General features: G+C 64.9%; 12 protein-coding genes. 9 read left to right on the forward strand and 3 right to left on the reverse strand.

Features of this window, described 5'->3' with window-relative positions:
• Nucleotides 1–4 precede the first annotated feature (4 nt).
• On the reverse strand, nt 5–1,492 hold the full coding sequence (locus GUV69_RS20285; protein ID WP_164205695.1) for a mannitol dehydrogenase family protein: 1,488 nt from the start codon (nt 1,490–1,492) through the stop codon (nt 5–7).
• Between the two features lie 31 nt (nt 1,493–1,523).
• The gene (locus GUV69_RS20290) at nt 1,524–2,888 is read right to left on the reverse strand and encodes an MFS transporter (RefSeq protein WP_164205697.1); all 1,365 of its coding nucleotides are present in this window, start codon (nt 2,886–2,888) and stop codon (nt 1,524–1,526) included.
• 135 nt (nt 2,889–3,023) lie between these two features.
• Here GUV69_RS20290 and GUV69_RS20295 point away from each other — a divergent pair, with 135 nt between their 5' ends.
• The 8 genes from GUV69_RS20295 to GUV69_RS20330 all read left to right on the forward strand — a co-directional run bounded on the left by GUV69_RS20295 (nt 3,024) and on the right by GUV69_RS20330 (nt 12,458).
• Nucleotides 3,024–3,845 (forward strand): DeoR/GlpR family DNA-binding transcription regulator, encoded by an 822-nt coding sequence (locus GUV69_RS20295; RefSeq protein WP_164205699.1) that lies wholly within the window; start codon nt 3,024–3,026, stop codon nt 3,843–3,845.
• Between the two features lie 49 nt (nt 3,846–3,894).
• Complete coding sequence (gene xylB / locus GUV69_RS20300; RefSeq protein WP_164205701.1) at nt 3,895–5,289, forward strand: xylulokinase; 1,395 nt, start codon at nt 3,895–3,897, stop codon at nt 5,287–5,289.
• Nucleotides 5,290–5,314: 25 nt separating this feature from the next.
• Nucleotides 5,315–6,721 carry a helix-turn-helix domain-containing protein gene (locus GUV69_RS20305; protein ID WP_164205703.1) on the forward strand — a complete coding sequence of 469 codons (1,407 nt, stop codon included), beginning with the start codon at nt 5,315–5,317 and terminating at the stop codon, nt 6,719–6,721.
• A 199-nt stretch (nt 6,722–6,920) separates the two neighbouring features.
• A complete protein-coding gene (exaC, locus tag GUV69_RS20310; protein WP_164205705.1) occupies nt 6,921–8,447 on the forward strand; it encodes an acetaldehyde dehydrogenase ExaC in 1,527 nt (508 codons plus the stop codon).
• Nucleotides 8,448–8,557: 110 nt separating this feature from the next.
• A complete protein-coding gene (adhP, locus tag GUV69_RS20315) occupies nt 8,558–9,580 on the forward strand; it encodes an alcohol dehydrogenase AdhP (RefSeq protein WP_191079540.1) in 1,023 nt (340 codons plus the stop codon).
• Entirely contained in the window at nt 9,580–9,987 is a 408-nt protein-coding gene (locus GUV69_RS20320; RefSeq protein WP_164205707.1) for a DUF779 domain-containing protein, read from the forward strand. Before adhP ends, GUV69_RS20320 begins: the two co-directional genes overlap by 1 nt.
• Nucleotides 9,988–10,162: 175 nt before the next feature.
• Complete coding sequence (locus GUV69_RS20325; RefSeq protein ID WP_164206834.1) at nt 10,163–11,710, forward strand: amino acid permease; 1,548 nt, start codon at nt 10,163–10,165, stop codon at nt 11,708–11,710.
• 124 nt (nt 11,711–11,834) lie between these two features.
• Nucleotides 11,835–12,458 (forward strand): TetR/AcrR family transcriptional regulator, encoded by a 624-nt coding sequence (locus GUV69_RS20330; RefSeq protein ID WP_164205709.1) that lies wholly within the window; start codon nt 11,835–11,837, stop codon nt 12,456–12,458.
• Between the two features lie 6 nt (nt 12,459–12,464).
• Here GUV69_RS20330 and GUV69_RS20335 read toward each other — a convergent pair whose 3' ends face one another.
• Nucleotides 12,465–13,100, reverse strand: a complete 636-nt coding sequence (locus tag GUV69_RS20335) for a DUF2461 domain-containing protein (RefSeq protein WP_164205711.1) — start codon at nt 13,098–13,100, stop codon at nt 12,465–12,467.
• A gap of 276 nt (nt 13,101–13,376) precedes the next feature.
• On the opposite strand from GUV69_RS20335, the gene GUV69_RS20340 reads away from it, so the two are divergent.
• On the forward strand, nt 13,377–14,366 hold the full coding sequence (locus GUV69_RS20340) for an ABC transporter substrate-binding protein (protein WP_164205713.1): 990 nt from the start codon (nt 13,377–13,379) through the stop codon (nt 14,364–14,366).
• The last annotated feature ends 1 nt before the right edge of the window (nt 14,367 follow it).

Here is a 14,367-nt window from a genome sequence, read left to right on the forward strand (position 1 = left end):
AGCGCTACGCAGCAGAGACTGGAGTGCCCACCAGTCTCTCCAAGGTGGCGATGGCGCCCCTGCTGTGCAGTGAGGCGAGCGTGTCCCGGTAGGCGCTGCGGAAGCGTTCATCATCCACCACGTCGCCGAACAGTTCGCGGTTGGCGATGAAGGCGTCCAGGTCCTCCCGGTTGCGCTGCGCCACTGCCGTCAGCTGTTCGGCCAGACGGTCGACGACGGCGATCGGCTCGCCGCTTTCGTCCACGCCTTCCGCGTACCGCGCCCAGCTGGCAACGATCGCGGCGGACAGTTCCACCGGCCGGCCCGCGGCCAGGTTTTCGCGGACCACGGGCATCAGCCACTTGGGGATGCGGTCCGAACTCTCGGCACACAGCCGGGCTACCGTGTCCGCCACGTATTCGTTGCTGAAGCGTTCGATCAGTTTGCGTTTGTAGGCCTGCAGATCGACGCCGGGAAGCGGGGACAGCGTGGGGGTGGCCTCCTGGTCCATGTAGCGCAGCAGGAATTCGGCGAACAGCGGGTTCCGGACAACATCGTGCACCGCGCGGTACCCGGCCAGGTAGCCGAAATAGCACAGGCCCTGGTGGCTGGCGTTGAGCAGCCGCAGTTTCATCAGCTCGTACGGAACGACGTCGTCCACGAGCTGGACGCCGGCTTCTTCGAAAGCCGGGCGGCCGGCGGCGAACTTGTCCTCCAGCACCCACTGGACGAAGTCCTCGCTGACCACCGGCCAGGCGTCATCGATGCCATACTCCGTGGTGACATCGGCCCTGTCGGCATCGGTGGTGACCGGCGTGATCCTGTCCACCATCGAGTTCGGGAACGGCACGTTGGCCTCAAGCCAGGCACCAAGCTCCGGGTCCATGGCCGTGGCAAACGCGGTGAACATCCGTTCCGCCACTTCGCCGTTGCCTTGGATGTTGTCGCAGCTCATCACTGTGAACGGGGCGATCCCGCGTTCGCGGCGCAGCTTGAGGCCGGCGCAGACCAGGCCGAAGGTGGTCTGCGGCCGCTCGGGGCTGGCGAGATCGGCCTGCACCTGCGGGCTGGCAAGGTCGAATTCGCCCGTCACGGGGTGGACGTTGTAGCCGCCTTCGGTAACGGTGAGGGAGACGATCCGGACGGCGGGATCGGCCAGCCGTTCGACGGCGGCCTGCGGGTCATCCGGGGCGAAGACGTAGTCGATGATCGAACCGATGATCCGGACGTCACGGCTGCCGTCAGCGTTCTTGACCACCAGGGTGTACAGCCCGTCGCTGGCTTTGAGCGCATCGCGCATCCTGGTGTCCGAGGGCATGACGCCCATGCCGCAGATTCCCCAGTCCAGGGCCTTGCCCTGGTTCATGAGCCGGTCCAGGTACATGGCCTGGTGGGCGCGGTGGAAACCGCCGACCCCAAAATGGATGATGCCGGCGGTGACGGCGGAGCGGTCGTACGACGGCGTAGCGACCATTCCGCGGACGTCCGGCAGGCTGCTGTTGTTGAGTTCCATGGTGCTCTCCTGTGAGGTGAAGGGGGCTGAGTCAGTTGGTGGTGGCGGCCACGGGGGCGGGTGCTGCCGGTGCGTCAGCGGCGGGAACGGGGACGCCGTGGAAGCCCGGCTGGGTTCCGCGCAGGGCTGCGGCGAAGAGCCCTGCGACGAGGTAGAGGGCTGCGAAGAGGTACACCATTCCGGCCGCGCCAAGCGTCCCGTACAAAAGTGCCACGAGCAGCGGTCCGGCGAATACGGCGGCGCCGATGCCCAGGTTGTAGGAGCTCATGGCGGCGCCCGGGTGTTTGGGGGCCAGGGACACGGCAATGGCTGAGAGCGGAACAAAACCGGCCAGGCCGATGCCGAAGACGGCGCCGATCAGCAGGGTAAGCGGGTAGGCGGCCGCCCAGCCCTGGCTGACTGCGTAGTCCGGCACGACATAGAGGCCCAGCATGGACACGGCGCAGACGAGTGCGCCGCACCAGGTCACGGTCCGGCTCCAGCCCAGGCGGTCGCCGAGCCATCCGAAGAACAGGTTGCAGGGGATGTTCACCGCGTAGATCACTGTGGTCAGGATCAGGAACTGCCCCACGGACCACTGGAAACGGTCCACGAACAGCGCCGGAAAAAAGATCGCCATGCCGTACGTGGGAATCGAGTTGATCATGCGCGTCAGCATCACCAGCAGGGCCCTTCGATCAGTCACCAGCAGCTTCAGGCCAAACGTCAGGGTGGACCAGACCTGATCGGAATTTTCCACCAGCGGGGCGCGGCCCGTCTTTTCCTTGACTCCGATGAGCGCCACGGCAGCGCCGGCCACCACCAGGATCAGCGAGATCCACAGGGTCTGGTAGTAGGAGAGGCCAAAGACGTCCAGGGATACGCTGGCCGTGGCGGCGCCGAGCGTGGGCAGGCCGGCACTGAATGCGACATAGAACCAGCCGATGGACATGGCCAGCCTTTTGGCATTGGCCGTGGCGCTGATCCAGACAAGGAAGCCGTAGGCGAAGAAGGGGTAGCCGAAGCCGCGGAGCCCGTAGCTGACGAAAATCAGGACCGTGTTGGAGCTGGCGGCCAGGGCAACGGCGAGGAACAGGACCTCGAACACGATCCAGATCACGGCACCAATGATCATGACTTTCCGCGGACCCCAGAGGTCGGACAGGGCTGCTGATAAGAAGGCTGCGATGGCGACAGCAATCCCGTAGACAGTGACCAGCGAACCTGCCAGGGGGATCGAGAACCCGTGGGCATCGGTGAGGTAGGGCGCCAGGATGTTGGTCTCGACGCCGTCGCCGATCATAAACAGCGTCAGGCCGACGAATCCCCAGATCAGTGGCCGGGGAAGCCCCAGCCGGTCGAAGAACGAGTCGGGGCGTGTGTTTGCGGCCTCCCGGGCCAGTGCATCAGGGCTCATGTCGCTTCCTTGCGTCGCTGTGAATCCGTGTGGTCAATCTAACATCAATTTCACAAAGATAACATGTTTGATGTTAGAAATGAGAAATAACCCCGATGTTTGATTCACTTCGGGTTTGGATCTACCATCTGGAATGTGACTACCGAACAACGAGGTGTGGAATCCAGCGCCGGAACAGCCGTCCAGGGCCTGCCGCCCGACGCTCGCCGCCACGCCTTGGCCCGGTTCGTGGAGGAGCGCACCACTGCCAAGCTGGAGGCGATGGCCGAGACCTTCGGCGTCAGCATCATGACCATCCATCGCGACCTGGACCAGCTGACCAAGGATGGACGGCTGGAACGCATCCGTGGCGGTGCCCGGGCAATTCCGCGCCGGTTCGCTGAACGCGATGTCAGGCTTCGGCGTCATATGAACTCGGCCCAGAAGGACCTCCTGGCCCGCACCGCCGCCGGGCTCATCCCCGCCGGCGCCATCGTATGCCTCGATGACTCCACCACCGTCGGGGCCATGGGCCGGTACATCGCAGACCGTCAGCCGTCTACGGTGATCACGCACTCGCTGGGCCTCATGGGTGCGATCGCCCAGCACCCGGCCATCGCGCTGGTGGGCCTGGGTGGCCAGTACTACTCCGAGACGGACAGTTTCCTCGGCACCGTGGTGGTGGACCAGGTCAGGCGCATTGCCGCGGACGTGGTGTTCGTGTCCACCACGGCGTTGAAAAACGGGGCACTTTTCCACCCTGACGCGGAGGCTGCCCTGACCAAGAAGGCCATCATCGAAGTGGCCGAACGCAAGGTCCTGCTGGCCGACACCAGCAAGTTCGAATCCAACGGCCTCTACCATGTGGTTGACCTGGAGGTTTTTGACGACATCGTGGTCGAGGCGGACCTGCCTGCCCCGCACCGGGCCCGGCTGGAGCGGCTGGGCCTGACAATTCATACCGCGCCCGCACCGTGAGGCACGGCACCCGCCGGACCGAGTGTCCCCTCATTCTTCAGGAGCTTTCGTGAGTCCCCAGTACGTCCTTGGCATCGATTCGTCCACCCAGTCCTGCAAAGCCGCCCTGGTGGACGCCGAGACCGGTGAAGTCCAGACCCTGCGCCGCGCCGCCCACCCGGACGGCACGCAGGTGGACCCCGAAGCGTGGGTAGCGGCCCTGGCCGACTCCGCCGGCGAACTGCTCCCGCAGGCCGGCGCCGTGTCTGTGGCCGGCCAGCAGCATGGCATGGTGGCGCTCGATTCCGGCCGCCGGGTGGTCCGGCCCGCCATCCTCTGGAACGACACCGCGTCCGCACCGCAGGCCCGCCAGCTGATCGACGAGCTCGGCGGACCGCAGGCCTGCGCCGACGCCGTTGGCAGCGTCATGGTGGCCTCGCTGACCGCGTCCAAACTCCGCTGGCTCCGGGACGTCGAGCCCGACAGCGCAGCACGGACAGAGCACGTGCTGCTGCCGCATGACTACCTGACCTGGCAGCTGGGCGGCAGCGAGCAGATGACCACCGACCACGGCGACGCATCAGGCACGGGCTACTATTCGACGTCGGCACGTGAGTTCATGCCGGAACTCGCCGGGCTGGCACTGGGCCACGCCGTCGGCCTGCCCCGGGTTGCGGGCCCGAACGAAGTGGTCGGCACCACCCGCGACGGCAAGGCCATTGCCGCCGGCACCGGCGACAACATGGCAGCAGCCCTCGGCCTGGGACTTGGTCCCGGTGATGTGTGCGTGTCCATCGGCACGTCCGGCGTGGCGTCCGCCGTCGTTGATGCCAGTGTGCATGACGGCAGCGGGCTGGTCTCGGGATTCGTCGACGCCACCGGCCGGAACCTGCCGCTGGCCTGCACCCTGAACGGCGCCCGCGTGCTGGAGTTCGGGGCACGCCTTCTGGGCGTGGACCATGCCGAATTCGCCAGGCTGGCCCTGTCCGCCCGGCCCGGCGCGGCCGGTGCCGTGATGCTGCCCTACCTGGACGGGGAGCGGACGCCTAACCGGCCGGAGGCTACCGGCACCATGCATGGACTGACCTCTGCAACGAACCGGGAAGACCTGGCACGGGCCGTCATCGAGGGCCTGCTGTGTTCGCTGCAGGACGCGGTTAAGGCCCTCGAAAGTGCCACAGGGGTGCCCACCCGGCGCATCATGCTGATCGGCGGCGGATCACAGTCCGAAGCGCTGCGCCGTATCGCGCCCCAGGTCTTCGGTGTGGCTGTAAACGTCCCGGCGCCGGGGGAGTATGTGGCGCTGGGCGCGGCCCGCCAGGCTGCCTGGGCACTCAGTGGCGCCGACCAGCCGCCGGCATGGCCGGGAGCCGAGTCCGTCGTGTTTGAAGACACCCCGCAGCCCCAGGTGTACGAGCGCTATGCCGAGCTCCGTGACCGGACGGAAAGCTGGGCAAGCCACTAGACTGTGCAGCACCGAGGGGAGTTCGATGAGGAACCTGATCGTGCCGCCGATGTCCGGCGGTGAAGCAACTGCTGTGGCCCAGCGGCATGCCCTGGCAGCCCACGAGGACCTCGACGCGCGGACTTTTCCGGACGCCTCCGCCTTTCCGGACGCACCGGAAATCCCCGGCCTGCGCCGGCTGATCCGGGAATCGTGGCAGCGCTCCGCCAAATTGCAGGCCAACCCGGACAACCCTGAGGCGCCCCTTGCCCTGGACACTGACGAGCTTGAGGAGTACCGCCGGCAGCACCCCCTGGCCAGCATCATGCCCGTGATCCAGAAGCTGCTGGTCCTGCCCAGTCACGACAGCGGCCTGCTTGTGGCTGTGGGGGACGAGGTTGGCAGGTTGCTGTGGGTGGAAGGCGATCCGGCCCTGCAACGCCGCGCCGAAGGCATGATGTTCGTCCCGGGTGCCGACTGGTCAGAAGCCACCGTTGGCACCAGCGCACCGGGCACGGCCCTGGCTTTGGGACGCGGCATCCAGATTTCCGGGGCGGAGCACTACCAGCGGTCCGTGCACGCCTGGAGCTGCACCGCCGTCCCGTTCCATGATCCCGATTCCGGCGCGCTTCTGGGCGTTGTGGACATCACGGGCAAGGCCACAGCGGTGGCACCCCACACGCTGTCGCTCGTCGAGGCGACCGTCGCTGCGGCGCAGGCGCAGCTCCGGGTTGAGCGGCTGCAGCTGGCCGCGACCCTTGCCAGCCGGCCCTCCCGACGGCGGAACTCCGGTTCGGCGGCGAGGCAGGATTCGGCGCGGGCCGGGGGAGCGGGCGGCGGCAAGGAAGGCAGCCTGTACCGCAACAGCCTGCAGCTTCTGGGCCGCGACCAGGCTGTGCTCAGTATCGAAGGCAAGACCGTTGTGCTGTCCGCCCGGCACAGCGAAATTCTGGCCCTGCTGAGCACCCACCCGGATGGTCTGACGGCAGAGGAACTCAGTGACCAGCTGTACCCCGGCGGCGGTTCCGCCATGACGCTGCGCCCGGAAATGGTACGGCTCCGGAAAGTGCTCCAGCAGCTCAACCCGGCCGCAGTCCCCGAATCCCGGCCCTACAAAATCAGCATGGACCTGGTCCCGGACAGCGGCCAGGTGCTGAACTGCCTGCAGCGGGGCGCCCACCGGATCGCCCTGGAAATCTACCGCGGCGCCGTGTTGCCGCGCTCCGAAGCGCCCGGCATCGTCAGGCTCCGGGAACGGGTCTCCTCCCTGATGCGCGAAGCGGTGCTGACTGACGGCAGTGCCGAGACGCTGCTCAAGTACGCTGCCCTCCCTGAGGCTAGGGACGACGTCGACGTCCGGACTGCCGCGCTCAAGCTCCTTCCGCCGCGCTCACCCAAGCGCGCCGCCGTCGTCGCCGACCTTGAGCGGCTGGAAGCCGAACTCCGCACGTAACCGCCCCTGGTGGTTGAGCCTGTCGAAACCGGATTTCGACGAGCTCAATCACCGAGCCGGTGGTTGAGCCTGTCGAAACCAATTCCGTGAGCTGGCTCACACGATTGCAACCTGACTGCAACCCTCGCACTCCTACGCTGATTCCAACGGCGGCCGCCAGCACCAGGGCCCCGCCTCATGCACAGCAAAGGAGCTAGCAATGACTGTTTACTCACAGCCCGGTACCGAGGGTTCGAAGGTCACGTTCAAGGACCGCTACGAGAACTGGATCGGCGGCGAGTGGGTGGCCCCCGTCAAGGGCCAGTACTTCGAAAACATCACGCCCGTCACGGGCAAGGTCTTCTGCGAGGTGGCCCGCGGCACCGCCGAGGACATTGAGCTGGCGCTGGACGCCGCCCATAAGATCGCGCCGTCCTGGGGCAAGACCTCCGTGGCCGAGCGTGCGGCAATCCTGAACAAGATTGCCGACCGGATCGACGAGAACCTGGAGATGCTGGCCGTCGCCGAATCGTGGGACAACGGCAAGCCCGTCCGCGAAACCCTGAACGCGGACATGCCGCTCGCCGCTGACCACTTCCGCTACTTCGCCTCCGCCGTCCGCGCCCAGGAGGGCCGGCTGTCCCAGCTCGACGACGACACCACCGCCTACCACTACCACGAGCCGCTGGGCGTCGTGGGCCAGATCATTCCGTGGAACTTTCCCATCCTGATGGCCGTCTGGAAGCTCGCCCCGGCGCTGGCCGCTGGCAACGCCGTGGTCCTCAAGCCGGCCGAGCAGACGCCGGCCTCCATCCTGGTCCTGATGGAGCTCATCGGTGATCTTCTCCCGGCGGGCGTCCTGAACGTGGTCAACGGCTTCGGCGTCGAGGCAGGTAAGCCCCTTGCCTCCAGCCCGCGGATCCGCAAGATCGCCTTCACCGGCGAAACCACCACGGGCCGGCTGATCAGCCAGTACGCCAGCCAGAACCTGATCCCGGTCACCCTGGAACTGGGCGGCAAGAGCCCCAACATCTTCTTCAACGATGTCGCGGCGGACACCTCCGACGCGTTCTACGACAAGGCCCAGGAAGGCTTCGCCCTCTTCGCCTTCAACCAGGGCGAAGTCTGCACCTGCCCGTCACGTGCCCTGGTCCAGGAGGACATCTATGACTCCTTCATGGCCGACGCCATCGCCCGGGTGGGGAAGATGATCCAGGGCAACCCGCTGGACACCGACACCCAGGTGGGCGCCCAGGCATCCAATGACCAGCTCGAAAAGATCCTCTCCTACATCGACATCGGCAAGCAGGAGGGCGCCAAGGTGCTCATCGGCGGCGGCCGCGCGGAACTCCCCGGCGACCTGGCCGGCGGCTACTACGTCCAGCCCACGGTCTTCGAAGGCCATAACAAGATGCGGATCTTCCAGGAAGAGATCTTCGGCCCCGTGGTTTCGGTGACCAGGTTCAGCGACTACAACGACGCCATGGGCATCGCCAACGACACCCTGTACGGCCTCGGCGCCGGTGTCTGGTCACGCAACGGTAACGTCGCGTACCGCGCCGGCCGCGAAATCCAGGCAGGCCGTGTCTGGGTCAACAACTACCACGCCTACCCGGCGGGGGCCGCGTTCGGCGGCTACAAGTCCTCAGGCATCGGACGTGAAAACCACTCCATGATGCTGGACCACTACCAGCAGACCAAGAACCTGCTGGTCAGCTACAACGAAAACAAGCTCGGCTTCTTCTAGGCCCGGCGGGCAGGGGCGGCCCGTGCCGCCCCTGCCCTTCATCACCGTTTCAACAACTCATCACCGCTTCAACAACTCAGTACTGTTTCAACGACGCAAGGATTTCGCCAATGACGACGACAATGCAAGCAGCAGTAGTAACCGAATTCGGCAAGGACCTCCAGGTCAAGGAGATCGCCATCCCCACCCCGGGGCCGGGGCAGGCCCTGGTCAAGGTGCTCACCACCGGCGTCTGCCACACAGACCTGCATGCGGCAGAGGGTGACTGGCCCGTCAAGCCGTCGCCGCCCTTTGTCCCGGGCCACGAAGGTGTCGGTGAAGTGGTGGCGCTCGGTGAGGGCGTCACGGATCTTGCCGTCGGCGACCTGGTGGGCAACGCGTGGCTCTGGTCCGCGTGTGGCGACTGCCAGTATTGCCGCACCGGCTGGGAAACCCTGTGCGAAGCGCAGAAAAACGCGGGCTACAGCGTGGACGGTTCCTTCGGCGAGTACATGCTGGTGGACAGCCGTTACGCGGCCAGGATCCCGGCCGGCTCGGACCCTGTTGAGGTGGCACCGGTCCTCTGCGCCGGAGTTACGGTCTACAAAGGCCTCAAGATGACCGAAGCCAAGCCGGGACAGTGGGTCACCATTTCGGGGATCGGCGGCCTCGGGCACATCGCCGTCCAGTACGCGGTGGCCATGGGACTGCGCGTTGCCGCCGTGGACATCGCGGACGACAAGCTCGCCCTGGCAAAGTCCCACGGCGCCGAACTGACCGTCAATGCCCTGCACGAAGATCCAGCGGAAGTCATCCAGCGCGAAACAGGAGGTTGCCATGGAGTCCTGGTCACCGCAGTGCACCCGTCGGCCTTCGGGCAGGCGATCGGGATGGCCCGCCGTGGCGGGACGATTGTGTTCAATGGCCTGCCGCCGGGCGACTTTCCGGCACCCATCTTCGAGATTGTGCTCAAGGGCCTGACCGTCCGCGGTTCAATCGTGGGTACCCGGCAGGACCTGGAGGAGGCACTGGACTTCTACGCCCAGGGCAAGATCCATCCCACCGTCTCGGTCCGGGGGCTGGGGGAAGTCAACGCCGTCCTTGACGAAATGAAGCACGCGAAGATCGACGGCCGTGTGGTGCTGAGGTTCTGATGCCCCACACCAGGCTCGACGCCGCGGTGACGCTGCCCGGGGAGGATTTCTCCCGGGTGGCGCTTACCGCCGAGGCCATGGAACTGCTCAGGATGCTGTGGCTCCAGCACGGTCCGCTGATGTTCCACCAGTCCGGCGGCTGCTGCGACGGCTCCTCGCCCATGTGCTACCCGGCCGGGGAGTTCATCACCGGGGATGCGGATGTTCTCCTGGGTCTGTTCGACATCGCCGACGGCCTGCAGCCGCAGCCCCTGGAGTTCTGGATGTCGAAGGAGCAGTTCAACTACTGGAGCCATACGCACCTGACCGTGGATGTGGTCCAGGGCCGGGGGAGCGGCTTTTCAGTGGAAGCCCCCGAAGGCAAACGCTTCCTGATCCGGTCCGCCCTGATGGACTGGCCGGTTTAGCCGGTTCGGTGCTTTGACCTTGGGGTCCTCCAAAATGGAGGGCCCCAAGGTGTTTCCCACAATAATCTTCGGCATTAGGGGTGTCTCACCATACGGGACAATTACGACCGTCCAGTGGATGGACGGTAAAGTTGATAAGTCTGTTTCCAACACAATCAGGATTGTGGAACTCCTTATGAACCTTCTCCGGACCAAATCCATTGAGCAGTCCATCGCTGACGCCGATGAACCCGGACGCAAGCTCAAGCGTTCACTCAGCACCTGGGACCTGATGATCATGGGTGTCGCCGTCGCCGTCGGCGCGGGAATCTTCTCAGTCGGCGCCAAGGCCGCTGCCAACTTCGCCGGCCCGGCGGTGACGGTCTCCTTCCTGATCGCCGCCGTAACCTGCGCCCTGGCGATCATGTGCTACGCCGAGTTTGCCACCGCCATTCCGGTCGCCGGGTCAGCCTATGTCTTTACCTACGCCACCATGGGCGAACTGCTCGCGTGGATCATCGGCTGGAACCTGATCCTGGAACTGTTCACCGCGGCGGCAGTAATCGCCAAGTACTGGGGCATCTACCTCAGTAACGTCTTCGCGCTGATGGGGGCCGACGTTCCGCCGGCGTTGTCCATCGGCGGCGTCGACCTCTACTGGGGTGCCTTCCTGATCGTTGCCATCTTCACCGTCCTGCTGGTGCTTGGCACCAAGCTTTCGGCCCGGGTGGGTAACGTGTTCACGCTGATCAAGATCGGCGTTGTCCTGTTTGTGATCGTGGTGGGCTTCACCTACGTCAAATTCGAGAACTACACTCCGTTCGTGCCCGCCGCCGAGCCCACCTCAGGCGGTGCCGCCGATGTCCTGAAGCAGTCCTTCTTCGGCTTCCTCACCGGCGCGGCGCCGGCCCAGTACGGCACGCTCGGCGTTTTCGCCGGTGCCGCCCTCGTGTTCTTTGCCTTCATCGGTTTCGACGTTGTGGCCACCTCCGCGGAGGAAGTGAAAAACCCGCAGAAGACGCTGCCGCGCGGCATCTTCGGCGGCCTCGCCGTGGTGACCGTCCTTTATATCCTGGTGTCCCTCGCGCTGACCGGCATGGTGTCCTACACCGATCTCGCCGCAGCGGAGAACCCCACCCTCACCACCGCGTTCGAGGCTGTGGGAAACACCACCGCCGCCAAGGTCATCGCGTTCGGTTCCCTGATCGGCCTCACCACGGTCATCATGGTGCTGCTGATGGGACTTTCACGTGTGGTGCTGGCGATGAGCCGCGACGGTCTGCTGCCGCGGGCCCTGTCCAAGACCAGCGACAAGCGTTCGACGCCGGTCCGCCTCCAGATCATTTGCGGCGCTGCCGTGGCACTTGTGGCAGGCCTGACCAACGTGGATCTGCTTGAAGAAATGATTAACATCGGTACCCTGTCTGCATTCGTGATGGTCAGCCTGGGCATCCTGGTGCTGCGGAAGAAGCGGCCCGACCTGAAGCCGTCCTTCCAGGTTCCCTTCGGCAAGGTCCTGCCCATCGTGTCCGCAGTGCTGTGCCTGTACCTGATGACCAACCTGGCGGTGGAGACCTGGATCTTCTTCGCCGGCTGGCTGGTGATCGGCATCATCATCTACTTCGCCTACGGCCAGAAACACTCTCGCCTGAATGAGAAGTTCGCCGCGGCCAGGTCCGCCGTGGACGGCGGAAATTCCTCCGCCCGGGCCGACGCCGGGGACGGGACGCTCACCCGCCGGTAATCAGGACGGCTGCGCCGCAGAGATGAACGCGGCCCGCAACGGCCTGTAACAACACCAGAGGCATCCGCCCGCCGCCAGGCGGCCGGGTGCCTTTGGTGTTGGAACACGCTATATCGTTAGCTGCATGGCCCGCCCCGCAAAACCGGAGCGCAAAGCAGAGCTGCTAAGCGCGATCCTTGACTACCTAATGGACAAAACGCTGGCCGAACTGACGTTCCGCTCCCTCGCCGAAGGGCTGGGAATCAGCACTTACGTGCTGGTTTACCACTTCGGCAACCGCGAACAGCTGATCACCGAGGTCATCCGTTCCATCGAGTCCCGGCTCGACAGCATGCGAAGTACGGATGTTCGCGAGATCAGCACGGAGGCCTGGCGGTCCTATCTGCTTGAGTCCTGGCAATGGACCATGGCGCAACGGAACCGGCACCTTGCCCGGCTGGAGTTCGAAGCGACGGCACAGGACATTGTGGCCGCAGAACCGCGGGGGACGGCCCAGGAGCACTTCCGCCTGCTGCACCACAAAACCCGTGACTGGTTGATGGTCCAGGGCGTTGCCGAGGAGTTTGCCGATACCGATGCACGGCTTTTCACGTCGACCTTCTATGGGCTGCAGTTCGATTTTGTTGTGATGAACCAGCCGGAGGCGGCAACCCAGGCTTTTGAACTGATGCTGACGGTGTTTTTCAATAATCTCGAATACCGGCTGGCGGCCGCCGAACAAGAGCCTGGGCGCGAAGGCGTTCGGTAGACGGATTCAGGGCGCGGCGTGGCGGCCTACCCACTCCACCAGGGGCCGGAGCTGGTCCCACATTCCGGCGATCTTCCGGACGGCGTCCGGTGTCTCAACCCACTCCGGCCGGCCCAGTTCGATGCCGCCCGAAAGTGACTTGTACTTGAGCAGCTCGGCCCGTGGATGGTCCCGGTCGTACCCGCGCGGCACGGTCTTGAGTTTCTCCCCCTCAACTGCAAAGCCCGCTGCGGTCACGCTGTCCACGATGTGCCGCAGCGACTCACCTGTACCGGAAGCATCCACGGAATTCCGGAACCGTGCCAGCTGGGCAGGGGTGTGGGAATGGTAGCCCCCGCCGACCAACAGCCCGTCAGCGCTGATCTGCAGGTAGTAGCCCACGCCCTCCTGGGCCGATGCGAAGGCACCCTGGGCGGTCTTGTACGGCGACTTGTCCTGCGAAAACCTGATATCCCTGTTGGGCCGGAAAATCCTGCCCGGCCCGAACCGCGGTTCCAGCTCGGCCAGCAGCGCCGTGACAGGGTCCCGGACCAGGGTGTTGTAGCTGTCCTTGTGCTCCAGCCACCACTCCCGGTTGTTGTTGTGCTCCAGCTCGGCATAGAACTCAAAAGCCCCCGCGGGGATCCCCTCGAATGTACTCATGCTGCGATCCTAGGTACCGGAGTTGACTCCAGCCAGAGACAATCGCGCCTATGTGGACAGCGCCGGGGAAGACGTTCCGGAAAGCCCGGGATGCAGCCAAATGCGTACCCCTGTCCACCATGCGGTTGCATACGTATCATGAGGGTAACGATGGGCGGATCTGGTTGACGCTTCAACGTCCGGTGGCAGAAGCTTTCATTTGAACGTCTGTTCCGAATGCGGACAGCGTCGGCTTGGGAGTGCCGTTGCTCCCTTGCCCGTGCACAAAGGAGTGACATGGAACGTCGTACAGTTATCGCCGCCCTCGCCGCAGCAGCAGTCCTGGGCTTATCCGCATGCGGATCCGGTTCGCCGAGCGCCCCCGGAGGCGGCACGTCCACCGCCGGTGCCACCGGAAGCACGGATTTGACGAAGGTCAGCGTCGGCGTCATCCCGATCGTCGACTGCGCACCCATTTACCTGGGCGACAAACAGGGATTTTTCAAGGATGAGGGCCTGCAGCTGGATATCCAGACAGCCACCGGCGGCGCGGCAATCGTCCCGGGCGTCGTCAGTGGCAGCTTCGATTTCGCGTTTTCCAACCTGATTTCCGTCATGGTTGCCAAGGACAAGGGCCTTGATTTGAAGTTCGTCGCCAACGGCGCGTCCACCACCGGTGAAGAGGGCAAGGATATCGGCGGCGTGGTGGTACCCGCCGGCTCCAGCATCGCATCCGCCAAGGACCTGGCCGGCAAAACTGTCTCGGTGAACAACCTCTCCAACATCGGTGATACCACCATCAAATCGGTCATCGAAAAAGACGGCGGCGACCCCAACAGCGTTAAGTTTGTAGAGGTGGCCTTCCCGGACGCCCCGGCGGCCTTGGCCAACAAGCAGGTGGATGCAGCGTGGATCCTGGAGCCCTTCCTCTCGAAGGCTGTGGACGAGGGCGGCACCATCGTCTCCTCGAACTTCGTGGAGATGAGCCCGGAACTGGACATCGCGGGCTACTTCACCAAAGCGGACACCATCACAGGCAAGGCTGAGCTCACCGAGAAGTTCACCCGTGCCATGAACAAGTCCCTTGAGTACGCCCAGGAACATCCCCAGGAGGTCCGCGACATCGTGGGCACTTACACCAAGATCGACGAGGCCACCCGCGCCAAGATGCTCCTGCCGCGCTACCGCGTCGAATTTAATCAGGACGCCTTCAAGACCCTCGGCGATGCCGCGGCAAAGTACGGCACGCTGACCAAGGCACCGAACGCCGGCGACCTCCTGCCGTGAG

The organism is [Micrococcus luteus] ATCC 49442, from assembly GCF_010367585.1.
Classification (GTDB): domain Bacteria; phylum Actinomycetota; class Actinomycetes; order Actinomycetales; family Micrococcaceae; genus Arthrobacter; species Arthrobacter luteus_A.